20 protein-coding genes are annotated in these 23,506 nt (G+C 64.4%); 10 read left to right on the top strand and 10 right to left on the bottom strand.

All coding sequences use genetic code 11. The features are described 5' to 3' along the window. Nucleotide 1: 1 nt before the first annotated feature. The 3 genes from ENE74_RS01365 to ENE74_RS01355 are packed head-to-tail and all read right to left on the bottom strand — an operon-like array spanning nt 2 to nt 1,935. Complete coding sequence (locus ENE74_RS01365; RefSeq protein ID WP_127688847.1) at nt 2-586, bottom strand: GNAT family N-acetyltransferase; 585 nt, start codon at nt 584-586, stop codon at nt 2-4. 6 nt (nt 587-592) lie between these two features. Then, nucleotides 593-1,480 (bottom strand): oxygen-dependent coproporphyrinogen oxidase, encoded by an 888-nt coding sequence (hemF, locus tag ENE74_RS01360; RefSeq protein WP_127688846.1) that lies wholly within the window; start codon nt 1,478-1,480, stop codon nt 593-595. After that, nucleotides 1,477-1,935 (bottom strand): tRNA (cytidine(34)-2'-O)-methyltransferase, encoded by a 459-nt coding sequence (locus ENE74_RS01355; protein WP_127688845.1) that lies wholly within the window; start codon nt 1,933-1,935, stop codon nt 1,477-1,479. The genes hemF and ENE74_RS01355 overlap by 4 nt, the downstream gene beginning before the upstream one ends. Before the next feature lie 213 nt (nt 1,936-2,148). On the opposite strand from ENE74_RS01355, the gene petA reads away from it, so the two are divergent. From petA to ENE74_RS01320, 7 genes are all read left to right on the top strand, one after another. Continuing rightward, nucleotides 2,149-2,715 (top strand): ubiquinol-cytochrome c reductase iron-sulfur subunit, encoded by a 567-nt coding sequence (gene petA / locus ENE74_RS01350; protein WP_127688844.1) that lies wholly within the window; start codon nt 2,149-2,151, stop codon nt 2,713-2,715. An 11-nt stretch (nt 2,716-2,726) separates the two neighbouring features. Then, nucleotides 2,727-4,040, top strand: coding sequence for a cytochrome b (locus ENE74_RS01345; protein WP_127688843.1), 1,314 nt, complete (start codon nt 2,727-2,729; stop codon nt 4,038-4,040). A 15-nt stretch (nt 4,041-4,055) separates the two neighbouring features. Further along, entirely contained in the window at nt 4,056-4,898 is an 843-nt protein-coding gene (locus ENE74_RS01340; protein WP_127688842.1) for a cytochrome c1, read from the top strand. A gap of 108 nt (nt 4,899-5,006) precedes the next feature. Beyond that, nucleotides 5,007-5,543 carry an adenine phosphoribosyltransferase gene (locus ENE74_RS01335; RefSeq protein ID WP_127688841.1) on the top strand — a complete coding sequence of 179 codons (537 nt, stop codon included), beginning with the start codon at nt 5,007-5,009 and terminating at the stop codon, nt 5,541-5,543. Between the two features lie 332 nt (nt 5,544-5,875). Next, the gene (locus ENE74_RS01330; RefSeq protein WP_127688840.1) at nt 5,876-7,150 is read left to right on the top strand and encodes an efflux RND transporter periplasmic adaptor subunit; all 1,275 of its coding nucleotides are present in this window, start codon (nt 5,876-5,878) and stop codon (nt 7,148-7,150) included. Next, complete coding sequence (locus ENE74_RS01325) at nt 7,150-10,341, top strand: efflux RND transporter permease subunit (protein WP_127688839.1); 3,192 nt, start codon at nt 7,150-7,152, stop codon at nt 10,339-10,341. Before ENE74_RS01330 ends, ENE74_RS01325 begins: the two co-directional genes overlap by 1 nt. Further along, a complete protein-coding gene (locus tag ENE74_RS01320) occupies nt 10,338-11,804 on the top strand; it encodes an efflux transporter outer membrane subunit (protein ID WP_241241774.1) in 1,467 nt (488 codons plus the stop codon). Before ENE74_RS01325 ends, ENE74_RS01320 begins: the two co-directional genes overlap by 4 nt. 107 nt (nt 11,805-11,911) lie before the next feature. Here ENE74_RS01320 and galE read toward each other — a convergent pair whose 3' ends face one another. From galE to ENE74_RS01305, 3 genes are all read right to left on the bottom strand, one after another. Then, nucleotides 11,912-12,913, bottom strand: coding sequence for a UDP-glucose 4-epimerase GalE (gene galE, locus ENE74_RS01315; RefSeq protein ID WP_127688838.1), 1,002 nt, complete (start codon nt 12,911-12,913; stop codon nt 11,912-11,914). Between the two features lie 224 nt (nt 12,914-13,137). Then, a complete protein-coding gene (locus tag ENE74_RS01310; protein WP_127688837.1) occupies nt 13,138-15,315 on the bottom strand; it encodes a 3-hydroxyacyl-CoA dehydrogenase NAD-binding domain-containing protein in 2,178 nt (725 codons plus the stop codon). Nucleotides 15,316-15,440: 125 nt separating this feature from the next. Beyond that, nucleotides 15,441-16,649, bottom strand: coding sequence for an acetyl-CoA C-acetyltransferase (locus ENE74_RS01305; protein ID WP_127688836.1), 1,209 nt, complete (start codon nt 16,647-16,649; stop codon nt 15,441-15,443). Nucleotides 16,650-16,917: 268 nt separating this feature from the next. Between ENE74_RS01305 and ENE74_RS01300 the strand changes: the two genes are divergently transcribed. Further along, nucleotides 16,918-18,162 (top strand): cytochrome b/b6 domain-containing protein, encoded by a 1,245-nt coding sequence (locus ENE74_RS01300; protein WP_127688835.1) that lies wholly within the window; start codon nt 16,918-16,920, stop codon nt 18,160-18,162. Here ENE74_RS01300 and ENE74_RS01295 read toward each other — a convergent pair. Then, nucleotides 18,159-18,791 (bottom strand): nucleotidyltransferase family protein, encoded by a 633-nt coding sequence (locus ENE74_RS01295; protein ID WP_127688834.1) that lies wholly within the window; start codon nt 18,789-18,791, stop codon nt 18,159-18,161. The genes ENE74_RS01300 and ENE74_RS01295 overlap by 4 nt on opposite strands. Before the next feature lie 2 nt (nt 18,792-18,793). Then, a complete protein-coding gene (locus tag ENE74_RS01290; protein ID WP_127688833.1) occupies nt 18,794-19,732 on the bottom strand; it encodes an XdhC family protein in 939 nt (312 codons plus the stop codon). Nucleotides 19,733-19,889: 157 nt separating this feature from the next. On the opposite strand from ENE74_RS01290, the gene folE reads away from it, so the two are divergent. Then, complete coding sequence (folE, locus tag ENE74_RS01285; protein WP_127689508.1) at nt 19,890-20,471, top strand: GTP cyclohydrolase I FolE; 582 nt, start codon at nt 19,890-19,892, stop codon at nt 20,469-20,471. Next, nucleotides 20,468-21,325, top strand: a complete 858-nt coding sequence (locus ENE74_RS01280) for an SDR family oxidoreductase (RefSeq protein WP_127688832.1) — start codon at nt 20,468-20,470, stop codon at nt 21,323-21,325. The genes folE and ENE74_RS01280 overlap by 4 nt, the downstream gene beginning before the upstream one ends. Before the next feature lie 151 nt (nt 21,326-21,476). Here ENE74_RS01280 and ENE74_RS01275 read toward each other — a convergent pair whose 3' ends face one another. Further along, nucleotides 21,477-22,262: a 3-hydroxybutyrate dehydrogenase gene (locus tag ENE74_RS01275; protein WP_127688831.1), complete on the bottom strand. Its 786-nt coding sequence runs from the start codon at nt 22,260-22,262 to the stop codon at nt 21,477-21,479. Then, nucleotides 22,259-23,476 carry a DUF3734 domain-containing protein gene (locus ENE74_RS01270; RefSeq protein WP_127688830.1) on the bottom strand — a complete coding sequence of 406 codons (1,218 nt, stop codon included), beginning with the start codon at nt 23,474-23,476 and terminating at the stop codon, nt 22,259-22,261. Before ENE74_RS01270 ends, ENE74_RS01275 begins: the two co-directional genes overlap by 4 nt. Nucleotides 23,477-23,506: the final 30 nt, after the last annotated feature.

Genomic DNA, 23,506 nt, shown 5'->3' with positions numbered 1-23,506 from the left:
CCTAAGCCAGCAGCGGTACATGCGGCGCAGCTTCCCGGGGCAGCACGCCATGCATGCGTGGATCATCGAACGTTTCGATCGCCCGGCCAAAGGGGACGAACCCCGATTTGATATAGAATTGCAGCGCGGCGGGGTGATCGAGCGTGCAGGTGTGCACCCAGAACCGCTCCACGCCCTTGCGCCATGCCAGCATCTTCGCCTGTCCCATCAGCCAGCGGCCATGGCCTTGCCCGGCCAGTTGCGGCACCAGCCCGAAGAAGGCCAGTTCGCAATCGGGCAGGGACCGGAAATCCAGCTCCAATATCCCGATCTCGATCCCCCGTACATCGGTGACGGCATGGATTTCGACGGCCGGGTCGTGGATGATCGCGGCCAGCGCATCATCGGCCATTAGCAGCCGCGAAAACCATAGCCAGGGTTCGCCCACCCGCCGGAACAGCAGGCGATATTTCTCGACGGACGGGGCTTTCCACCGCACCAGCCGCAGTGTCGATGGCGGCAGCGGCGCAGGCTTTGGCCTTTCGCGCATCTCCAGATGCGTCACCACCGCCGCCACCTGACGCGGATCGACATGCGCCAGCGCCATCGGGGTTCAGCTCCAGGTGGCGCGGGGCGGCAGGCTCATCAGGATCGCGTCGATATTCCCGCCGGTCTTGAGGCCGAACAAGGTGCCGCGATCGTGCACCAGGTTGAACTCTGCATAACGCCCGCGCCATTCGAGCATCTGCGCCTCGTCGGCTTGCGTGAAGGGCATATCCATCCGCTTGCGCACCAGCGGCGGATAAGCGGCGAGAAACGCCTCGCCGACGGATCGGGTCAGCGCGAAATCGGCATCGAAATCGCCGTCGCGATGATCGTAGAATATGCCGCCGACACCACGATGCACGCCGCGATGCGGAATGTAGAAATATTCGTCTGCCCATGCCTTAAACGCTGGATAGAACGCCGGATCGTGGGCGTCGCAGGCATCTTTGAACACGCTATGGAAAAAGGCGGTATCCTCGGCATAGGGCAGGGGCGGGTTCAGGTCCGCACCGCCGCCGAACCAGCGTTTGGTCGTCACCAGAAAGCGCGTGTTCATGTGCACGGCGGGTACATGCGGGTTGGCCATGTGCGCCACCAGGCTGATGCCGGTCGCGAAGAATTGCGGATCGTCGCCCGCGCCGTGGATCGACCGGGCGAACTCCGGCGCAAAGGCACCGCCGACGGTCGAGACATTGACGCCGACTTTCTCGAACACCTTGCCTTTCATCACCCCGCGCACACCGCCGCCGCCTTCGCCGGGGGTCAGCCCCTCGGCCTCCCGGTCCCAGGCGGTATAGGCGAACGCGGCGTTGCTGCCCGCTTCCCGCTCAATGCTTTCGAACGCGGCGCAGATCCGGTCGCGCAACGTCTCGAACCACGCCCGCGCCGCGGCCTGCTGCGCATCCAGTTGCAGGGTGATTTCCGGGCGTGGCCGGTCGATCGTCGTGTCGTTCATTGCGGATATTGCCCCGTCTGTCTCAATGCCTCACTTAAAGCGATGCCCGTGGAAACGGCAATGTTCAAGGATCGAAATCCCGCCGCCATCGGAATGCGCACGCGCAAATCGGCGCGATCCCGCACGAAATCGGGCACGCCTGCACTCTCCGATCCCATCAGCAGCACGTCGTCGGCGCGGAAAACGGCGTCCGGCAAAGGTACGGAGGCATGGGTGGACATCAGCACGATACGCCGCCCGGCGGCGCGGCAGGCGGCATCGAAATCGGCAAAGGCGGCGTGGCGGGTGACGTCGGCGGCGGCACCATAATCCATCGCCGCGCGCCTCAGTTTCGCGTCCGAAAAGGCGAATCCGCAGGGCATGATGATGTCCACGGGCACCGCGAAACAGGCGGAAAGCCGCAGGATCGCGCCGACATTGCCGGCGATTTCGGGCTGGTAGAGAGCAACGCGCATGAAGGCTCGATAGCGCGTTGCAACAAAATATAACATGGCCTGTGAAAATGCTGTTGGCAAACCGCACTTTTCGACGTTATTGGGCGGCTGAACTACGTCATCGCTGTCAGGGCTGCGCTTGCGCGGCCCCAAAACTCTGCCTTCTTGCAAGGGGGGTGGATCTGGCGGCGGAGCATGCGTGGTCTGGGATGATAATGGCAAGGGTCAAGGTGCATGGCGAGCGTTGAGCACATCGAAACGGAAACGCCGGTGGCAGGGGAAGGCGTGCGTCGGCGCGACTTCATCAACATCGCGGCGGTCAGCTTTGCCGGGGTCGGCGCCGTTGCGGTCGTGCTGCCTCTCATCAACCAGATGAACCCGAGTGCCGACGTGCTGGCGCTCGCTTCCACGGAAGTCGATCTGTCGGCGATCCAGCCCGGTCAGGCGATCAAGACGACCTTCCGCGCGCAGCCGCTGTTCGTCCGTCATCTGACGCCGGACGAAATTGCCAAGGCCGATGCGGTGGACGCGTCCTCGCTGCGTGACCCGCAGACGCTGGAGGAACGCACCGTTGACGGCAAGAAACAGTGGCTCGTCACGATGGGCGTCTGTACGCATCTGGGCTGTGTGCCGCTGGGCGCGGGCGAAGGCGAGAACAAGGGCGAGTTCGGCGGCTATTTCTGCCCCTGCCATGGATCGAGCTACGACACCGCAGCCCGCATCCGCAAGGGCCCGGCGCCCACCAATCTTATGGTCCCGGAGTATAAGTACACCTCCGACACCGCCATTCTCGTAGGCTGAGGAACAGACAGATGAGCTTCCCCTGGGCAGAGCATTACACCCCCAAGGCGCCGGTGATGAAGTGGCTGGACGAACGCCTGCCGCTCCCGCGTCTCGTCTATGGCGCGGTCGGCGCGGGCTATCCGGTGCCGCGCAACCTCAACTATTTCTGGAACTTCGGCGTCCTCGCCGGTGTCGCGCTGATGATCCAGATCGTCTCGGGCATCGTGCTCGGCATGCATTATGCCGCGAATGAACTGGTCGCGTTCGGCACGACCGAGCATATCATGCGCGACGTGAACGCAGGCTGGGCCATCCGCTATGCGCATGCCAACGGGGCCAGCTTCTTCTTCATCGTCGTCTATCTGCATATTTTCCGCGGTCTTTATTACGGATCGTATAAAGCCCCGCGCGAAATGGTGTGGCTGCTCGGCCTGGTCATCTTCCTGCTGATGATGGCGACGGCATTCATGGGCTATGTACTGCCCTGGGGCCAGATGTCCTATTGGGGCGCGAAGGTCATCACCGGCCTGTTCGGCGCGATCCCGGTGGTCGGCGAGCCGATCCAGACCTGGCTGCTGGGTGGTTTCGCACCCGGCAATGCGGCTCTCAACCGCTTCTTCTCGCTGCACTATCTGCTGCCCTTCGTGATTGCGGGCGTTATCATCCTGCACATCTGGGCGCTGCATATCCCCGGCTCGAACAATCCCACGGGCGTGGACGTCAAGGGTCCGCAGGATACCGTGCCGTTCCACCCTTATTACACGGCGAAGGACGGTTTCGGCCTCGGCGTGTTCCTCATCCTCTTCTCGATCCTGCTGTTCTTCGCGCCCAATTTCCTGGGCCATCCGGACAATTATATCGAGGCGAACCCGCTTTCGACGCCCGCGCACATCGTGCCCGAATGGTATTTCTGGCCCTTCTACGCGATCCTGCGCGCCTTCACTTTCGACTTCTTCTTCGTGCCCGCCAAGTTGCTGGGTGTGGTCGCGATGTTCGCGTCGATCCTGCTGCTGTTCTTCCTGCCCTGGCTGGACAATTCGCCGGTGCGCTCGGGCAGCTACCGGCCGCTGTTCAAGAAGTTCTTCTGGTTCGGCCTCATCCCCTGCGTCCTCATCCTGGGCTATTGCGGTGGGGCACCGGCCGAAGAGCCTTATGTGATGCTGAGCCAGCTTGCCTCGGCCTATTATTTCGCGCACTTCCTCATCATTCTGCCGGCCATCGCCTATTTCGAAAAGCCGCTGCCCCTGCCCAATTCGATCACCGAAGCGGTGCTCGCGAAGCATGGCGCGAAGAATGATACGGACAGCCGGGGGCTGACGCCCGGCGCGGTTCCGGCCGAATAAGGGGACTATAACAATATGCTTCGTCCAGCTCTTGTTGCCATCGGCGCGTTCTTCACGCTGATGCTGCTGTATTCCTTCGGCGCGGGTGCCGTGTCCTACATCAGCGAGCCGCCCGCCGCGACCGTGGAGCATGAGTTCCACCTTCCGCCCAAGGAAGTCGCCTTCTCGTTCAACGGGCCGCTCGGCCATTATGATCGCCAGCAGCTTCAGCGCGGTTTCCAGGTGTACAAGGAAGTCTGTTCGGCCTGTCACAGCCTGAAGTTCGTGTCGTTCCGCGATCTTCAGCAGATCGGCTATAACGAAGCCGAAGTGAAGGCGATCGCGAAGCAGTGGGCGATCAAGACCCCTGACGTCGATCCCGCAACTGGCGAAATGTCGACGCGCGATCCGGTGCCTGCGGATAAGTTCCCCAAGCCCTTTGCGAACAATGTTGCGGCGGCTGCGGCCAATAACAATGCGATCCCGCCCGATCTCTCGCTGATGACCAAGGCTCGCCATCACGGCAGCGCCTATGTCTATTCGCTGCTCACCGGCTATCAGCCGCAGCCTGCGGAGCTTCTCAAGAAGTTTCCCGACGCCGCGACGCCGCCGGGCCTCAACTACAATCCCTATTTCCCGAACCTCAATCTCGCGATGGCGCAGCCGCTGGTGGCCGAAGGTCAGGTGACCTACACCGACGGGACCAAGCCGACCGTGGATCAGATGGCGCAGGATATCGCCGCCTTCCTGACGTGGACGGCGGAACCGAAGCTGGAAAACCGCCGTAGCGCGGGTCTGGCGGCGCTGGTCTTCCTCGCGATCGCCACGGGCCTTGCTTATGCGGCGTATCAGAACATCTGGCGCGACAAGAAGCATTGAGGGGACTGCGGTGGCCATGACGGCGCCGTATCCTGAAACTTTCGAAAGGCGCGGCATCCCGTTCACGGATGCCGCGCCTTTTCCCTGCGTTCGACAACCGGAGGCCGCATGACCGCCGACAGCCTGAAGGCGCTGGTGCGCACCATCCCCGATTTCCCCAAGCCAGGCATTCAGTTTCGCGACATCACCTCGCTGCTCGCCGATGCGGACGGCTTTGCCGCGCTGATCGCGCTGATGGCGGATGCTGCCCGCACGCTTGATGTGGACTATGTCGCGGGTATCGAGGCGCGCGGGTTCATCCTCGGCGCGGCCATTGCCACGGCGCTTGGCGCGGGTTTCGTTCCGGTGCGCAAGGCAGGCAAGCTGCCCGGCGCTGTCGTCGGTATCGACTATGCGCTCGAATATGGCACCGACCGACTGGAAGTGCACCGTGGCCAGTTTCCCGGCGGTGCCAGAATATTGCTGGTCGATGATCTGATCGCCACCGGCGGCACAGCCCTTGCGGCCGCCCGGTTGCTGCGGGGAGAGGGCGCGCAGCTTGCGATGGCGCTGTTCGCCATCGACTTGCCTGATCTGGGCGGCATGGCGGCGCTGGTGGCCGAGGGCCTGCCGAGTCGCGCCGTCATGACCTTCCCGGGGCATTGACCGACGGCTGCGGGCCCGCGTCCCTCTGCGACGCTTTATGGAGCATAACCGCGGTTTTCACGCGTCATCTTGATCGGCAATCGATGCCGTTTCGGATACGACATAAATATGTCATGTTATTACGCAATATCATTGGGCACCGGACGTAATTGGCGCGCTCTGCCGGATCGCAACCTGCGGCCCAGTAACGCAATCATTGTCGCGCGATAGTGCATGACAGACGTCGAAGCGTGACAATGGTTCGCGCGATTCCTTTATCGACATCAAACTTTATTGCGCCTCGATATAAGTTGCTACTTGCAATTGATACTGCGGTGCAGCAGATAGCGAGGATGCGTTTGCTCTCCCCCCCCGCCGCTTCGCTCCTCCTCACGCTCACCGTTGCGCTTGCCGCCTGCGGTCAAAAGCCTCCTCAGGCACCGCCGCCTCCGACCGTCACCGTCGCCGCGCCGCTGGTGCGCGACGTGACCGACTGGGATGACTATGTCGGCCGGTTCGAGGCCGTGGAGGATGTGCAGGTGCTGCCCCGTGTATCAGGGCAGATCACGCAGATCGGCTTTCGCGCGGGCGTAGAGGTCGGCAAGGGCGCCATGCTGTTCCAGATCGACCCGCGCCCCTTCCGCGCGCAGCTTGAACAGGCCCGTGCGCAACTCGTCCGGTCACAGGCGACGCTCGCCAATGCCCGCAGCGAGCTGAAGCGTGCCGAAGATCTGCGCAAGTTCCAGGCGGTCAGCCAGGAAGAATATGAAACGAAGCTGGCGACCCTGCGTTCGGCCTCCGCCGATGTAGCGGCGGCGCAGGCGACGGTGCAGGCGCGGGCGCTCGACGTGGAGTTCACGACCGTCCGGTCGCCGATCAGCGGGCGAGTGTCCGACAAGCGTGTCGCGATCGGCGATTATGTCAACGCGGGTCAGACGTTGCTGACCACGGTCGTCACCGTCGATCCCATCTGGTTCAGCTTCGAAGGCGCCGAAAGCCTCTATCTCAAATATATCCGCCAAGCCGCCAAGGGGGAGCGCGCCTCCTCGCGCTACGCCGCCAATCCCGTCGAGGTGCAACTGGCCGACGAGACAGGGTATAATTGGCGCGGTCGCATGATCTTCGTCGACAACGCTATCGATACCAACTCCGGCACCATCCGCGCCCATGCCGAAATCGCCAATCCCAGAGGGTTCCTGGTGCCCGGCATGTTCGGCCGCGCGCGCCTGCTCGGTTCGGGCACCTATCGCGCGATGCTGGTGCCGGACGAAGCGATCCTGACAGACCAGACCCGCAAGCTCGTCTATCTGGTCGGGAAGGATGGGAAGACGGTGCCGCGCCCGGTCGAAACCGGGCCGATGGTCGAAGGGTTGCGCGTCGTCCGTACGGGCCTCAAGCCGGGCGAGAAAATCGTCATAGACGGTCTTGCGCGTCTGCAGCCGGGCATGCCGGTCAAGCCGCGCGACGGCAAGATCGCACCGCGCGCCTCCGCCGTCGAATCGCGCCCGGCGGCGCCGCCCAGTCCCACGGTCGCCACGCCTGCGGATGACGGCCCGGCGGGCAACGGTGCGGCGGGCAATGGCGCGGCCAGCGACAGGAAGGCTGCGCCAGCCGGGACGGCACGCTGATGCGCCTGCCCCATTTTTTCATCGATCGCCCGATCTTCGCGGCGGTCGTCTCCATTCTCATCGTCATCATGGGCGCGATTGCCTATCCCACCTTGCCGGTGGGGCAATATCCGGAAATCGCGCCGCCGACGGTCGTCGTGAATGCCAGCTTCCCCGGCGCATCGGCGGAAACACTGGCGGAAACGGTCGCCGCGCCGCTGGAAGAATCGATCAACGGCGTCGAGGACATGATCTACATGCAGTCCTCCTCCACGGCGTCCGGCGCGGTGGCGATCACGGTGACCTTCAAGCAGGGCACCGATGTCGATCAGGCGCAGGTGCTCGTGCAGAACCGCGTCTCCTCCGCCGAACCGCGCCTGCCGGAACAGGTCCGCCAGATCGGCGTGACCGTGCGCAAGAACTCGCCCGATCTGCTGATGGTGGTGGCGCTGACATCGCCCGATGGCACCCTGTCCAACCAGTATATGTCCAATTATGCGACCTTGCAGATCAAGGATCGGCTGGCGCGTATTCAGGGCGTGGGCGGTGTCCAGACATTTGGTGCGCGCGATTACAACATGCGCGTGTGGATCGATCCCGATCGTGCCGCCGCGCGCAATCTGACGGTTGATGAGATCAGCAATGCCGTGCGCGCGCAAAATGCGCAGGTCGCGGCCGGTTCGGTCGGCGAAGCGCCGTTCAACCAGGGTGGAACCGCCTTTCAGCTCAACATCCAGACGCAGGGCCGCCTGTCCTCGCCCGATCAGTTCGGCCAGATCATCATCAAGCGCGACGATCAGGGCCGCCTCACGCGGCTGGCGGATGTCGCGCGGATAGAGCTGGGCGCGCAGGATTACGGGACCGAAGGCTATATCGACGGCAAATCCTCCGTTGCGATCGTCGTGACGCAACTGCCCGGTTCTAATGCACTGGAAACGGCAGACGCGGTGCGCGCGGAAATGCAGTCGCTGTCGAAGACGTTCCCGGCGGGCCTTGCCTACACCATTCCCTATAATCCCACCGAATATATCACGGCCTCGATCGAAGCGGTGCAGAGCACGCTGGTCGAGGCGATCATATTGGTCAGCCTCGTGGTGCTGCTGTTCCTGCAAAGTTGGCGCGCGGCGATCATCCCGATCATCGCCATTCCGGTGTCGCTGATCGGCAGCCTGGCGATGATGGCGGTGTTCGGCTTTTCGCTGAACAGCCTGTCGCTGTTCGGGCTGGTGCTGGCCATCGGTATCGTCGTCGACGACGCGATCGTGGTGGTCGAGAATATCGAGCGTCTGATGCATGAGGAGGGGCTGTCCCCGCTGGCCGCCGCGCACAAGACGATGGACGAGGTTTCCGGCGCGCTGATCGCGATCGCGCTCGTGCTGTCGGGTGTGTTCATCCCGACGGCTTTCATTCCGGGCATCTCCGGCGCATTCTATAAGCAGTTCGCGCTCACGATCGTGGGGGCGACTGCCATTTCCGCCTTCGTGTCGCTCACGCTTTCGCCCGCGCTCGGCGCACTGATCCTGAAGCCGAAAAGCGATCATGCGCCCGCGGCCGGGTGGCGCGGCTATCCGGCCCGCTTCGCCACGCGGTTCAATCGCGGCTTCGATCGGCTGGGCAAGCGCTATGGCAAGGTCACGGCGAAAACCGTGCGGAAGCTGGCCATTGTCGGCATCTGTTACGCGCTGCTGCTGGCGCTTGCGGGCTGGCGCTTCACGCAGACGCCTTCGGGGTTCGTGCCCGCGCAGGATCAGGGCTATCTGATCGGCGTGGTGCAGATGCCGCCGGGCACCGCCCTGCAACGGACGGACGAGACCGTGCGCGAGTTGATCGCTATCGCGTCGAAGAATCCGGCCGTCGACGGCAGCGTCGCCTTCGCCGGGTTCGATGGCGCGACCTTCACCAATTCGCCCAGCGGCGGCACGATGTTCGTCCGTCTGAAGCCGCATGCCGATCGCAAGTCCGCCGACGCCATCACCGGTGAATTGATGGGCGCGGTCTCCAACATCACCGCTGGCAGCGTGTTCTTCCTCGCCCCGCCGCCGATCCGTGGCCTGGGCACCGGGGGCGGGTTCAAGATGATGATCGAGGACCGCAGCGGCGCGGGCTATCAGGCGCTGGAAGGGGCGGCGTTCGGCATGATGATGGCCGCCAACCAGACGCCCGGCCTCACCTCTGTCTTCACGACCTTCAACACGCGGACGCCGCGCCTCTATGCCGATATCGACCGGCAGAAGGCCGAGCAGATGGGTGTGCCGGTGGACAATATCTTCGCGACGCTCGGCACTTATCTCGGCTCGTCCTACATCAATGATTTCAACTATCTGGGCCGCACATTCCGCGTGACGGCGCAGGCCGACGCCCCCTATCGCGACGATGTCGACGATATCGGCCATCTGCGCACCCGATCGGCCAATGGCGCGATGGTGCCGCTGTCCGCCGTCATGCAGTTGCGCAACGAAAGCGGGCCGTATCGCGTCGTGCGCTACAACCTCTATCCCGCTGCCGAATTGCAGGGGGATACCGTGCGCGGTTTTTCGAGCGGACAGTCGCTGGCGAGCATGGAGGCGCTGGCGGCCAAGATACTGCCGCCGGGGTTTACCTATGAATGGACCGAAATCGCGTTCGAGCAGAAGCAGGCGGGCAATACCGGCATCGTCGCGTTCGTCCTCGCCGTCGTGTTCGTGTTCCTGCTGCTGGCCGCGCAATATGAAAGCCTGGTTCTGCCGCTGGCCGTCATCCTGATCGTGCCGATGTGCCTGCTTGCGGCGATATTGGGCGTCAACCTGATGGGTGGGGACAACAACATCCTTACGCAAATCGGTCTGGTCGTGCTGATCGGGCTGGCGGCGAAGAATGCCATTCTGATCGTGGAGTTCGCCCGCCAGGGCGAGGATGAGGGGCTGGCGCCGCGCGCCGCGGCTGAGCGGGCCGCGCAGCAGCGTCTGCGGCCGATCCTGATGACGTCGATCGCCTTCATCCTGGGCGTGCTGCCGCTCGTCATCGCCAGTGGACCGGGCGCGGAAATGCGGCAGGCGCTCGGGATCGCCGTGTTCTTCGGGATGATCGGCGTCACGATTTTCGGCCTCATGTTCACGCCGGCCTTCTACGTCATCAGTCGCATGCTGGGGGACAAGACGTCGGCCTGGATCGCATCCCGTCGCAAGACGCCGCCGCCGCCGCGCAATACCGAAGGTGGGGAGGCGCTGTCGTGAAGGCCGCTACCTTTACTCTGCGCACGGCGCTGGCTTTCGCGTCGGCTCTCGCCTTGTCCGCGTGCGCCGTTGGCCCCGATTACCGCCCGCCCGCATCGCTGCCCGCCGATCAGGCGCGGCTGGCGGAGCTTTCCGGCACCACCGCCGTTACCGATGCACCGGCGGCAACGCAGTGGTGGCATCTGTTCGAGGATCCCGCGCTCGACCGGCTGGTGGCGAAGGCGCTGGCCCACAACACAGATCTGCGCGTCGCCGCCGCCAATGTCCGTCGCGCCCGTGGCCTGCTGTCGGAGGCGCGCGCCGCAGCCCTGCCGACGACCACCACATCCGGGCAGTTCACCCGCTCGCGCAACGTTGTCAACTTTGGCCAGGGGCTGACGGGCTTCACCCAGGAAGTCTATACCGCCGGTCTGGATGCGTCCTATGAGCTCGATCTTTTCGGTGGCGTCCGCCGGTCGATCGAAGCATCGCGGGGCGACATCGGCGCGGCGGAGGCGGCCCTGGATGCCGCCCGCGTGTCGGTCGCGGCGGAAACCGCGCTGACCTACGCCAATGCCTGCGCGACCGGTGCCCAGGCGCAGGTCGCGCGCGACACGCTCGCCTTGCAGGAAAAGACGCTCGACCTGACGCGCCGTTTGCTGGCCGGTGGCCGCAATACCCAGCGTGATGTCGACCAGAGCGTCGTGCTGGTCGAGCAAGCGCGCGCGCAGGCGGCGGGGTTCGAGGCCGAACGTCGCGCTTCGCTCTATGCGCTCGCGGTGCTGACCGGCGAACCGCCTGCATCCTTCGATGCGGCCGCGGCCGCTTGTGTCACGCCACCGGCGGTACGCGCGCCGATCGCCGTGGGTGACGGACAGGCGCTGCTTGCGCGGCGACCGGATGTGCGGCAGGCCGAACGTCAACTGGCGGCGGATACGGCGCGGATCGGCGTCGCGACGGCTGCGCTCTATCCGTCGATTTCGCTGCTGGGTTCGGTCACCACGACGGGGCTAAGCCCCAGCGATCTGGGAACGTCGGACTCGTTCGGCTATTCGGTTGGACCGCTCATCAGCTGGAACTTCCCCTTCAGCGGCGCGGCGCGCGCGCGGGTGCGGCAGAACAAGGCAATCGCCGAAGGCTCGCTCGCGTCCTTCGACAAGGCCGTGCTGACCGCCTTGCAGGAAACCGAGCAGGCGCTTGCCCGCCTGAAAGGCGCCATCGAGCGTGAGGAGGCACTGTCGCGCGCGCTCAAGGCCAGCGAAAGTGCGGCCTTCATCGCCGAAAAGCGATTTGGTGCGGGGTCTGACAGCTTCCTGCAACTGCTCGATGCGCAGCGCAGCCGTGCCGACGCGCGGGCCGCCTATGCCGACGCACAGGCCGCGCGGGCCGAATCGCAGGTTGCGCTGTTCAAGGCGCTCGGTGGCGGTTGGGAAGGTGCGCCGCAGCCCGTGGCAGCCGGGCAGGAGCCGTCCGGCACGCGTTGAGGCTGCTTTTGTAGGAAAGCGCCGATTTCTGCGGGTTTCAACGCCGCAACTTCCGCAACATCACCGTCGTCCGGGGGAGGTCGTATCCTCCCGAACCGGCGGCGACATCACTTGCGCATATCGTCCAACCGGCGTTCCCATGCCAGCGCATGCGTCACGATCTGATCCAGGTCGGCGTGGCGCGGCTGCCAGGGTAAGCGCGCCAATATGGCGCTGTTATCGGAGATCAGCGCGGCCGGATCCCCCGCGCGGCGGCCATCCATCCGCCGCGTGATCGGGCGGTTGGTGATGCGATCCACTGCGTCGAGCACTTCCAGAACCGAAAAGCCACGGCCATAGCCGCAATTGAGGCGATGGCTGGTGGCCGGATCGGCGATCAGCGCCTCCAGCGCCAGCACATGCGCTGCCGCCAGATCGCTGACGTGAATATAGTCGCGCACCCCGGTGCCGTCGGGCGTATCGAAATCACTGCCGAATATGCTGACATGGTCGCGCTTGCCCAGCGCCGCCTCGACCGCCACCTTGATGAGATGCGTCGCCCCGGCGGTCGACTGGCCGGTGCGCGCCTGCGGGTCGGCACCTGCGACATTGAAATAGCGCAGCGCGCAATAGTTGATCGGATGCACGGCGGCGACATCGGCCAGCATCGCCTCGGTCATCAGCTTCGACATGCCATAGGGGTTGATCGGCTGCTGCGGCGCGTCCTCGCGCACCGGGCTTTCCTCCGGCGTGCCATAAGTCGCGGCGGTCGAGGAGAAGATGAAATGCGGCACGCCGCAGCGCACGGCCGATTCGATGAGCGCGCGGCTTTTGACGGTATTGTTATGGTAATATTTCAGCGGATCGGCGACCGATTCGGGCACCACGACCGATCCGGCGAAATGCATGATCGCGCCGACATGATGGCTGCGCAGCAACGCCTCGACCAGCGGCTGATCCGCAATATCGCCCTGCGTGAACGGAACGTCATCGGGCACCGCAAAGCGAAATCCGGTAACAAGCGTGTCGATCACCGCGACCGGCCAGCCGGCATCGCGCAGCGCCAGCACCGCATGGCTCCCGATATAGCCCGCGCCGCCGGTCACCAGAACTGTCGGCTTGTCCGTCATTGCGTCACTCCATGTCCTTGGCCGCGGCGATAGGCAGGCGGACATGGCATGGCAATGGTTAGAACGGCGTTAGAGTATCCTCACGACATACAAACACCGTTCGGGCTGAGCCTGTCGAAGCCTTCTCCTGACCCCGGACTTGATCCGGGCGAAGGGCCTTCGCTGCGCTCAGCTACGCCCTTCGACAAGCTCAGGGCGAACGGTGAAGATATTACAGCAAAACCCTAAGCCGCCTCCTTCGCCGCCGCCTTGCCATAAAATGTCGCGCCGCGCGCGGCCATGTCGCGCAGTTGCTCCGTGGGGGCGAAGCGCGCGCCATGTTCGGCGGTCAGCCGGTCGAGCGTCGCGACGACGGTCGCGATACCGACGGTGTCCATATGGCTGAAGGGTCCGCCGGTCCACGGTGCGAAGCCCCAGCCGAAGATGGCGCCGATGTCGCCATCCTCAGGCGTTTCGAGCACACCCTCGGCAAAGCAGCGCGCGCATTCGATAAGCTGGCGATACAGCAGCCGCTCGCGCACCACTTCCGGCGAAGGCTGCACCGCGGCAAGCGGAAAACTGTCCGCCAGGCCCGGCCACAACGCTTTCTTGCCGCCCTCGGGATAATCATAATAGCCCTTGCCGTTCTTGCGGCCCAGGCGGTCCATCTCGACCATTTTCGTCATCACCGCATCGGCGGCGCTGTCGACATAGGCGTCGCCCAGTTCCTTCTTCGCGGCGGTCATCACCTTGTAACCCAGCTCGATCGACACTTCGTCCGACACCGCAAGCGGGCCGACCGGCATGCCAAGCTGCTTGCCGACATTCTCGATCAGCGCCGCTCCGACACCCTCGGCCAGCAGTTCCGCGCCTTCCTGCACATAGGTGCCGAAGCAGCGCGAGGTGTAGAAGCCGCGCGAATCGTTGACGACGATCGGCGTCTTCTTGATCTGCGCGACATAATCCAGTGCCTTGGCGATGGCTTCCGGCCCGGTCTTTTCGCCGACGATGATTTCGACCAGCGGCATCTTCTCGACCGGCGAGAAGAAATGGACGCCGATGAAGTTCTCCGGCTTGCTCCACGCCTTGGCCAGCCCCGTGATTGGCAGCGTCGAGGTGTTCGATCCGAAGATCGTGTCCGCGCCCAGAACGGCCTCGACCTTCTTCGTGACTTCGGCCTTGATCGCCGTATCCTCGAACACCGCCTCGATCACGAAGTCGCAGCCTTCAAGCTGAGCGAAATCGGTGGTCGGCGTGATGCGCGCCAGCGTCTCTTCCAGCTTTTCGGGGGTCATGCCCTTGCCGAGGCGCTTGGAGAGGACAGAGCGGGCATGCTCCTTCCCCTTTTCGGCATAGGCCTGATCGCGGTCGAGCAGCACGACGTCGATACCGGCCTGTGCCGAGACGGTGGCGACGCCCGCGCCCATCATGCCGGCACCCAGCATCGCGAGCTTCGCCGTGGGGGCCTTGGGCAAATCCTTCGGCCGCCGTGCGCCGCGTTCGGCGGCCTGCTTGCTGACGAACAGCGTACGCACCATGTTGCTCGCCTGCGGATCGGCCATGATCTTCGCGAAATATTTGCTTTCCACGCGGATCGCGCGATCCATCGGCAGGGTCGCGCCTTCGTAGACAGCGGACAGCAGCGCCAGCGGACCGTTCAGGTTGCGCTGCGTCTGCTTCATCGTCATCGCCGTCGCGCCGATGAAGGTCTGCACGAAATTGGGGTTGAAGCCGCCAGCGCCCCCGGGAAAGCGGTAACCTTTCTGATCCCATGGCTGAACGCTGGCGGCAGGATTGGCCTTCAACCAGGTTTTGGCGGCCGCGACCGTATTACCAGAGGGAACGAGTTCGTCCACCACCTTGAGACCAAGTGCTTCCTGCGGGCGGAACAATTTTCCCTGGAGCATGTACATCAGCGCCGTCTGCACACCGGTAATGCGCGGCAGGCGCTGGCTGCCGCCACCACCGGGGAACAGACCGACGAGGATTTCGGGCAGGCCCAGTTGCACCTTGGGATTGTCGGCGACGATCCGGCGATGGCAGGCGAGCGCCAGTTCGAAGCCGCCGCCCACGCACGTGCCCTCGATCGCGCAGACGACCGGCTTGCCGCAGGTTTCGAGGCGGCGGAACAGGGCGTTGAGAACGAACACCCGGTCGAACAGCGTCGCCATGTCGAGCTTGCCGTCATGGGCCGGGATCAGCATCGTCTCCATGTTCTTGAGATCCATGCCGCCCATGAAGCCGCTGGCCTTGCCGGAGCAGATGACGGCGCCCTTGATCGCCTCTTCGCTCCCGATCCGGTCGATCGCAGCGGAAAGGTCGGCCAGAAACTCCGGCCCGATCACGTTCATGGACTGGCCGGGTACGTCGATGGTCAGGGTGGCGATGCCGTCTGCGTCGATGTCGAAAGCGATGGTGGTCATGTCAGTCTCTCCCTTGGGGGACATCTCTCCCCCGTTCGCCCTGAGCTTGCCGAAAGGTCTTTCTTCTTGAAGAAGGACAGGGCTTCGAAAGGCTCAGCCCGAACGGCCGAGAGGTTATCTCGAAATCAAATCCGCTCGATGATCGTGCCGGTGCCCATGCCCGCGCCGATGCACAGGTTGACGAGCGCAGTACCCTTGCCGGACCGCTCCAGTTCATCGAGCGCGATGCCGAGAACCATTGCGCCGGTGGCGCCGAGCGGATGGCCGAAGGCGATCGCGCCGCCGTTCACGTTCACCTTGCTGTGGTCCAGGTCCAGCGCCTGCATGTAGCGCAGCACGACACTGGCGAACGCCTCGTTCAGTTCCCACAGGTCAATGTCGTCCTGGGTCATCCCGGTCTTTTTGAGCAGCTTGCCTGCGATATATTCCGGGCCGGTCAGCATGATCGTCGGTTCCGATCCGATCGACGCCATCGCCTTGATCCGCGCGCGCGGCTTCAGACCATATTTCTCGCCCATCGCCTTGCTGCCTACCAATATGGCGGCCGCGCCGTCGCAAATGCCGGAGCTGTTGCCGGCATGATGGACATGGTTGATCCGCTCCAGCTCGGGATATTTGAGCAGGGCGACGGCATCGAAGCCGGGCATGTCCTCGCCCATCGCGGCAAAGCTGGGTTTCAGGCCGCCCAGCGACTGCATGTCGGCCTCAGGGCGCATATGCTCGTCATGGTCGAGCACGACCTCGCCGATCACGTCCTTCACCGGCACGATGCTGTTGGCGAAACGGCCTTCCTTCCAGGCCTGCGCCGCGCGCTTCTGGCTCTCGACGGCATAGGCATCGACATCGGTGCGCGAAAAGCCGAACTTGGTGGCGATCAGATCCGCCCCGATGCCCTGCGGCGCAAAATAGGTGTGCCACGCCACCGCCGGGTCAAAGGCCCATGCGCCGCCGTCCGATCCCATCGGCACGCGGCTCATATGCTCGACACCCCCGCCTATGGCAAAGTCCGCCTCGCCGGAAATCACCTTGGCCGCGGCGATATTGACGGCTTCGAGACCGGAGGCGCAGAAGCGGTTGACCTGGACCCCCGCCGTTGTCTGCGCATAATCCGCATTCAGCACGGCAACGCGGGCGATGTCCGCACCCTGTTCGCCCACCGGCGTCACGCACCCCAGGATCACGTCGTCGACATCCGCCGTGTCGACCTGCGTACGGTCCCGCAGCGCCTGCAAGGTCTGCGTCGCGAGCTGTATGGGGGTGATTTCATGCAGCGACCCGTCGGCCTTGCCGCGTCCGCGCGGTGTCCGCACGGCATCATAGATATAGGCTTCCATCCTGCGTCCTCTCTCTGGACTCGCCCGACCGGGCGTCTTGATCCTGTCCATGTCATGTCCGGGGGGCGAAAGGCAAGAGGACTTTACGTTTCCGTAAAGCAGCCCGTCGGCAGAGGTGACGGGAATGACAGTCTGCCGTAAGGGCAGCGCCGCCACAGCGGCGCGCATTTTTTTTCGCACAGGGCGTCGGCGCGCTGTTTTGCACAACGGTGATGGCCGATTCGCGCGATATCGGTTAGGCATCGTCATTCACTCGCCGGGAGCCGACATGCACAGCTACAGCCGCACCGCCATCATCCTCCACTGGGCCATCGCCGCCGCGCTAGCCTTTCAATTCTCGGTAGGCTGGTCGCTGGAAACGCTGGGGCAAAAGGGTTTTGCGCTCTACCAGTTGCACAAGTCGGTCGGCATGCTGATCCTCGCGCTCACGTTGGCGCGCGTGCTCACCCGCTTGCGCAAGCCGCGACCCGCGGCGATGGAAGGCGGCTGGGAAGGGGCGCTCGCGAAGGGCGTGCATATCGGCCTCTATGGCTTCATGCTGCTGGCGCCGCTCAGCGGATGGGCGCTGGTTTCCACCGCGAAGATCAAGGTGCCGACCTTGCTGTTCGGCACAGTGCCGCTCCCCCATCTGCCGCTGCCGCAGGCGGCGCACGAGCTGAGCGAGAACGCACATGGGCTGCTCGGCTGGATCGGTGTTGCGCTGTTTGCCCTGCATGTCGCCGGTGCGATCCGCCATCATCTGCTGCTGCGTGACGGGCTGATCTGGCGCATGGTGCCGGGGCGGTCGGTCGCGCTGATGGCGGTGCTGATCGCGCTCATCCCCGGCGCGTTCGTAATCGGCGGCGTGATGGCAAACCGGGCGGCGGGCACTGCACCCGCTGCTGTAGCGGCACCCGCCGCCAAGGTCGCCGATGTCGTCGCTGCCCAGGAAGCACCTGCCACCAATGCGAGCGAGCCGGTGGTCGCGAATGCCGCACAGCCGGAAAACATGACTGTGGCGGACGAAGCGGCCGGGCCGCCGCCGCTCTGGACTGTCCGGCCTGGCGGCACCCTGGGCTTTTCCGTGGGCAACGGCAGCGACCGGATCAGCGGCGGTTTTTCCCGCTGGACCGCCAGGATCGTGATGGACCCTGATCGCCCGGAAACCGCCGACATCCGTGTCGAAATCGACATGGCGAGCGCGCATATTGGCGATCCGACGCAGGATGAAATGCTGCCCAATGACGAGTTTCTGGGCGTCGCCGCGCATCCCAAGGCGATTTTCGTGGCGAAAGGCGCCCGTGCGACGGGCGCGGATGGCTATAGCGCAAGGGGCACCCTGACGCTGAAGGGGGTCAGCGCACCGCAGACCATCCGCTTCACGCTGAAAGGCGCGGGGCTGACGCGCAGCGTTTCGGGCAGTGCGACGATCGCGCGGCAGACCTTCGGTGTCGGCAATGGTGACAGCAGCACGGGGCTGGACCCCTCGGTCGCCGTCAGCTTCCGCTTCGAGGCGACGGGAAAAACGCCCTAGTCGCTGCCGACCGCGCCGGGTTCGCTCGTACTTTCCGTGGCCTTGGCCGGTTCGGCCGGGCGCAGGTCTTCGGGCGTATCGACGTCGTGCAGCAGGGCACCGCTGGTTTCCAGCAGCAGATTCTGGCTGATGAGTGCGCGCGCGCCCAGATCGCCCTTCAGCGCCTGAAGCTCGGCGAAATGGCGTCGGCCGAAAAAGGCGGGCGGGCCGGGGGTGAAGCCGTCGGTGCTGCCGACCACCGAGCGGATATCCTCGGCCGTCAGCACCAGCCGCATCAGATGGCTCTGCGGAACGTGCGGCATGTCGGCCAGGCACATGAGCATGCCGTTGCAGCGCAGCTGCGCGACATGGGCCGCGGCGATGCGGATGCTGCTGGACAGTCCGCCTTCGGGGTCGTCGTTCACCAGCAGCGTATAGCCGCGTCGGTCCAGCTTGCGGTGGATGATCGGGGCCAGCGCGATCGGGCGGACGACGGCGATATGATATTTGAACGGGATCGACGCGACGGCTTCCAGCGCGTGCACGATCAGCGGCTTGCCGCAATGTTCCGCCATCAGCTTGTCTTCGTCGCCAAAGCGTGTGGAATTGCCCGCGGCAAGCAAGACGGCGGCAACGCGATCGGGGCGCATCGCTACACCGTCTCTGGCTGTCGGGCGGCCACCCGGTTGAACGCCTGCACCATGCCCGCCGCGATCGACAGCGCGATTTCGCCCGGGCCGACGGCCCCTATGTCGAGACCCGCCGGGCCGTCGATCCTGTCCAGGTCGCGATCGGCAAAGCCTGCCGCCGCCAGCCTCTCGCGTCGCGCTGCATGGCTTTTGCGCGATCCCAGCGCGGCAATATAACCGGTCGGCGCGTTGAGCGCCGCGATCAGCGCGGGATCGTCGATCTTGATGTCGTGGCTCAGTGTCACGATCGCACTCGCGGGATCGGGGCGCAGGGCGGTCACGGCTTCGTCCGGCCAGCGGTCGTCCAGCGTCGCATGCGGGAACCGCTCGCGCGTCAGGAAGCGTCCGCGCGGATCGATGACCGTCGTGGCGATCCCCATTTCACGCGCCAGCCCGGCCAGCGCCTGCGCGATCTGCACGGCACCGGTGATGATGAGGCGGCGCGGCGGGCGATAGCAATAGACGAAGGCACCCTCTGCCGCGCCGATCACGCTGCGACCGCTGTCGAGGTCGGTCGACACCGCAAGGCTTTCGCCTGCCGCGCGGGCCGTGGCGATCGCCTCGATCACAGCCAGCGGAAAACCGTGGTCGGCGACCGGCTGGACGAGCACTGCGATCTCTCCGCCACAGGGCAGGCCCGCTTCCCAGGCATCGCCGTCGCTCACGCCGAAACGGTGGAGCGCGGCCTGGCCGCTGGCGATCACCTGTTCGGCGCTGGCGAGGATCGCATTTTCAACACAGCCACCGGACACCGATCCCTCGAACCGGCCGTCGCGATGCACCAGCATATGTGACCCGCGTGGCCGCGGCGCGGACCCCCAGGTCTGAACGACGGTGGCGATGGCCATCGGGGCCGGGGTCCATTCTCTCGCCTTGGCAATCATGTTCGCGACATCATCCATGCGATCGACATGCCATTCCTGCCCGATACTGTCCAGTTGCCTGCGTTTCGGGGCGTGTCGGGGTCTGGCAATTTGCCGGATGCGTCGCCATATCCCTGTCACAAGTCAAGGCAAGGGGACGGGCGTGAGCGCACAATTTGAGGATGCCGGGCAGGATATGGCGCGCCCGAAAAAGATCGACGTGCCGGACGATGTGCAGGATGCCATTCGCACGCTGATCCGCTGGTCGGGCGACGATCCGGCGCGCGAGGGCCTTATCGATACGCCCAAGCGCGTGGCGCGCGCCTGGCGGGAATATTGCGAAGGGTATCAGGATGATCCTGCCTATCATCTGAGCCGGATATTTCACGAAGTGGGCGGTTATGACGAGATCGTGCTGCTGAAGGACATTCCGTTTCAGTCGCATTGCGAACATCATATGGCACCGATCGTGGGCAAAGCGCACATCGCCTATCTGCCCGACCAATGGGTTGTGGGGATTTCGAAGCTCGCGCGGGTGCTCAACGCCTTTTCGCGGCGTCTTCAGGTGCAGGAGCGGATGACGGCGGAAATCGCCGACTGCATCTGGGATAATCTGAAGCCCCTGGGCGTGGCGGTCGTGATCGAAGGGGCGCATGGCTGCATGTCGGGCCGCGGCGTGCGGACGCATGGGGTGTCGATGAAAACCAGCCGGATGATGGGCGTGTTCCGCGACGACGAAAAGAGCCGCAAGGAAGTGCTCAAACTGATGGGCGTATGACCGAGCTGCCGGAGGAACCGGCAGGCGCGGCCTTTCGCCCGCTGTCGCGCCCGGCCGATGATGCCGCAGCGCAGGACGGCATCGGCCCATTGCCCCTGTCGGCCAAACGGCTGGCGCTGGTGACGGGCGGCCATCGTCGGCTTGGTGCGGCGATCAGTGTGGCTCTGGCGGCGCAGGGCTATGCGTTGGCGCTGCACGGCAGCCATGACGTGCGGCTGGAATCGGCGTTGGCGCTGGCGCTGGAGGACCATGCGACCGAATGGGAAGGCTTCGTCGCCGACTTTGCCGATCCCGAAGCAGCGGAGGAACTGATCGCGGCCATCGCGCTGCATTTCGGCCGTCCGCCCGATCTGCTGGTGAACAGCGCGGCGATATTCGGTCAGGACCGGCTGGATAGCGTAACGGCGGACGATCTGATGCGCCATTATGCCGTCAACTGTGCGGCGCCGGTCCTGCTCAGCAAGGCTTTTGCTACCGTGCCGGCGGGTCTGACCGACCGTTGCATCATCAACATTCTGGACCAGCGGATCGATCATCCGCATGGCGACCAGCTGGCCTATACGCTGTCGAAAATGGCGCTGGCGGGCTTCACGCAGCTCGCCGCTCGCGATCTTGCGCCGCGTATCCGGGTCAACGCCGTGGCGCCGGGGCTGACGATCGCGACGGAGGACTACAGCGCGGCGCAGATGGACCGGCTGCGCGATGCGATGCCGCTGCATCGCCTGCCGGAAGCGCAGCAGATCGCGCAGGCTGTCGTCTATCTGGCCGAGGCGACGGCGGTGACCGGACAGGTGCTCTACATCGACGGCGGCGCCCACATACAAAGCTACCCCCGCGATTTCATGCATTTGTGAAGGGGGAGCGGCGGAAATGCCTGCCGTTCACTTCCGTTCCCCCTGAGCGAAGTCGAAGGGCTAAGTTGAGCCGCAGGCGAAACGCACTTCACTTCGTTCAGCATCACCCTTCGACTTCGCTCAGGGTGAACGGCTTTTGGATTGCTGTTTACTACTGCGCCGTCCAGCCGCCATCGACGGACAGATTTGCACCGGTGATCTGGCTGGCGGCATCGCTGCACAGGAACAGCGCGATCGCCGCGACCTGCTCGGCAGTGACGAACTCCTTGGTCGGCTGACCGGCCAGCAGGACATCGCTGATCACCTGTTCGCGCGTCATCCCACGCGCCTTCATTGTATCGGGAATCTGGTTTTCCACCAGCGGCGTCCAGACATAGCCGGGGCTGATGCAGTTGGCCGTGACGCCGAAGGTCGCGACTTCCAGCGCAACCGTCTTCGTGAAGCCCGCCAGCCCATGTTTCGCGGTGACATAGGCACTCTTGAACGGAGACGCGGCCTTCGAATGCGCCGATGCGGTCTGGATGATGCGACCCCATTTCTGCTGCTTCATATAGGGCACTGCCAGGCGCGTGGTGTGGAAGGCGGCGGTGAGGTTGAGGGCGATGATGAGGTCCCACTTGTCGACCGGAAACGCCTCTACCGGGGCGACATGCTGCATACCGGCATTGTTGATGAGGATGTCGACGCCGCCGAAGGCCTTGGCCGCTTCCGCCATCATGGCCTCGATCTGGTCCGCCTTGGTCAGATCGTGCCCGCTGTAATGCGCCTTCGCGCCGCTCGTCGCTTCCAGCGCCAGCCGTTCCTTCTCGATCGCGTCCTTGTCGCCGAAGCCGTTGATAATGATGTTCGCGCCTTCGCCCGCCAGCGCCTTCGCATAGGCAAGGCCGATGCCGGACGTCGATCCGGTGATGAGTGCAGTCTTGCCTTTCAGTGTCATGCCGGGGTTTCCTTGAGATGGGAAGGATGGTCGAGGTCGAAGGCGGCGCTGGTGCCGTCCAGGATATTGCGGGCGATGATGTCCCCCTTGTGCATGACGCCATCCACCGCTTCTCGCCCTTGCGCCCAGTGATCGAGCATGGTCGCACGCGAAAACTCGAAATCGCGCGCGCCGCTCTCCCACGCGCGGCTGCGATAGATCAGGTGGACGATATTCACGGCGCTGTCGTCGATCAGTGCGCGCACCTTCGCGACTTCGGGGTCGGCGCACATGTCGGCGGGCAGGTGATTGAGGACCGCCCGGATCGCCTGATGCTCGCGGCGCAGACGCAGATACTGGTCGGTCACCTGCCGGGTGCGGCTGGAATATTGAATATCCTTCTGCCGCGACCAGACGTCGGTCATCTGTCGGGGCATCGGTCCTTCTGCGGGGAACAGGTCCACCTGGAACACCAGCATGTCGGAACATTGGTGATCGAGCACATAGGCCAATGGCGTATTCGATACCATGCCGCCGTCCCAGTAATGCCGCCCGTCGATTTCCACCGGCGGCAGGCCCGGCGGCAGCGCGCCCGACGCCATGATATGCCGCGCGTCTATCCGCACATTGGATCGGGTCATCCCGTCCGCGCCGCGATTGTCCCAGTAAGAGAAATTGCCGCTTTCGACATCGACCGCGCCGATCGAGATGCGCACCGGTCCATCGTTCAGCAGGTCCCAGTCGACCAAGGCGTTCAGCGTGTCCACCAGCGGCGTGGTGTCATAATAGCTGATCGCGCCGGGCGATCCGTCGGGTTGCCACGACTGGGGAATAAGGTGCGGCCGGAAAAAACCGGGAACGCCGAACATCATCACAGCCTGCGCCGCCGCCAGATGGGCCGCTTCGCGAATGCGGTCGTTGTCGGGTATCCACAGATTCGGCATGCCGCCGCTCACGGTGTCCCAGAATCGCTTCAGCCTTTCCAGCCGCAACTCCGGCGGATTGCCTGCAATGATGGCCGCATTGACCGCACCGATCGAAATGCCCGCCACCCAGTCTATCTCGATCGCCAGTTCATCCAGCTTCTCGAATACGCCGGCCTGAAAAGACCCGAGCGCCCCGCCGCCTTGCAGGAGCAACGCGACATGATCGGGCAGGGGCATCGGAGGCGCGGCCCGGCGACGTTTTGCATGGGACAGGCCGACGGCGGGCGATTCGGACAATGGCTTGGTCATATTGCACTGCAATACAACAAAGCGCGCCGT

The sequence above is a fragment of the Sphingobium algorifonticola genome, assembly GCF_004005485.1.
In the GTDB taxonomy this organism is placed as follows: Bacteria; Pseudomonadota; Alphaproteobacteria; order Sphingomonadales; family Sphingomonadaceae; genus Sphingobium; species Sphingobium algorifonticola.
Note: the sequence above shows the minus strand (reverse complement) of the source record. Positions and strands in the feature narration are given on the sequence as shown.

What these genes read in the sequence shown, in the direction of transcription:
- ENE74_RS01365 (WP_127688847.1), bottom strand. Translation starts at nt 586, where the DNA reads ATGGCGCTGGCGCATGTCGATCCGCGTCAGGTGGCGGCGGTGGTGACG.
- hemF (WP_127688846.1), bottom strand. Translation starts at nt 1,480, where the DNA reads ATGAACGACACGACGATCGACCGGCCACGCCCGGAAATCACCCTGCAA.
- ENE74_RS01355 (WP_127688845.1), bottom strand. Translation starts at nt 1,935, where the DNA reads ATGCGCGTTGCTCTCTACCAGCCCGAAATCGCCGGCAATGTCGGCGCG.
- petA (WP_127688844.1), top strand. Translation starts at nt 2,149, where the DNA reads ATGGCGAGCGTTGAGCACATCGAAACGGAAACGCCGGTGGCAGGGGAA.
- ENE74_RS01345 (WP_127688843.1), top strand. Translation starts at nt 2,727, where the DNA reads ATGAGCTTCCCCTGGGCAGAGCATTACACCCCCAAGGCGCCGGTGATG.
- ENE74_RS01340 (WP_127688842.1), top strand. Translation starts at nt 4,056, where the DNA reads ATGCTTCGTCCAGCTCTTGTTGCCATCGGCGCGTTCTTCACGCTGATG.
- ENE74_RS01335 (WP_127688841.1), top strand. Translation starts at nt 5,007, where the DNA reads ATGACCGCCGACAGCCTGAAGGCGCTGGTGCGCACCATCCCCGATTTC.
- ENE74_RS01330 (WP_127688840.1), top strand. Translation starts at nt 5,876, where the DNA reads ATGCGTTTGCTCTCCCCCCCCGCCGCTTCGCTCCTCCTCACGCTCACC.
- ENE74_RS01325 (WP_127688839.1), top strand. Translation starts at nt 7,150, where the DNA reads ATGCGCCTGCCCCATTTTTTCATCGATCGCCCGATCTTCGCGGCGGTC.
- galE (WP_127688838.1), bottom strand. Translation starts at nt 12,913, where the DNA reads ATGACGGACAAGCCGACAGTTCTGGTGACCGGCGGCGCGGGCTATATC.
- ENE74_RS01310 (WP_127688837.1), bottom strand. Translation starts at nt 15,315, where the DNA reads ATGACCACCATCGCTTTCGACATCGACGCAGACGGCATCGCCACCCTG.
- ENE74_RS01305 (WP_127688836.1), bottom strand. Translation starts at nt 16,649, where the DNA reads ATGGAAGCCTATATCTATGATGCCGTGCGGACACCGCGCGGACGCGGC.
- ENE74_RS01300 (WP_127688835.1), top strand. Translation starts at nt 16,918, where the DNA reads ATGCACAGCTACAGCCGCACCGCCATCATCCTCCACTGGGCCATCGCC.
- ENE74_RS01295 (WP_127688834.1), bottom strand. Translation starts at nt 18,791, where the DNA reads ATGCGCCCCGATCGCGTTGCCGCCGTCTTGCTTGCCGCGGGCAATTCC.
- ENE74_RS01290 (WP_127688833.1), bottom strand. Translation starts at nt 19,732, where the DNA reads ATGGATGATGTCGCGAACATGATTGCCAAGGCGAGAGAATGGACCCCG.
- folE (WP_127689508.1), top strand. Translation starts at nt 19,890, where the DNA reads ATGGCGCGCCCGAAAAAGATCGACGTGCCGGACGATGTGCAGGATGCC.
- ENE74_RS01280 (WP_127688832.1), top strand. Translation starts at nt 20,468, where the DNA reads ATGACCGAGCTGCCGGAGGAACCGGCAGGCGCGGCCTTTCGCCCGCTG.
- ENE74_RS01275 (WP_127688831.1), bottom strand. Translation starts at nt 22,262, where the DNA reads ATGACACTGAAAGGCAAGACTGCACTCATCACCGGATCGACGTCCGGC.
- ENE74_RS01270 (WP_127688830.1), bottom strand. Translation starts at nt 23,476, where the DNA reads ATGACCAAGCCATTGTCCGAATCGCCCGCCGTCGGCCTGTCCCATGCA.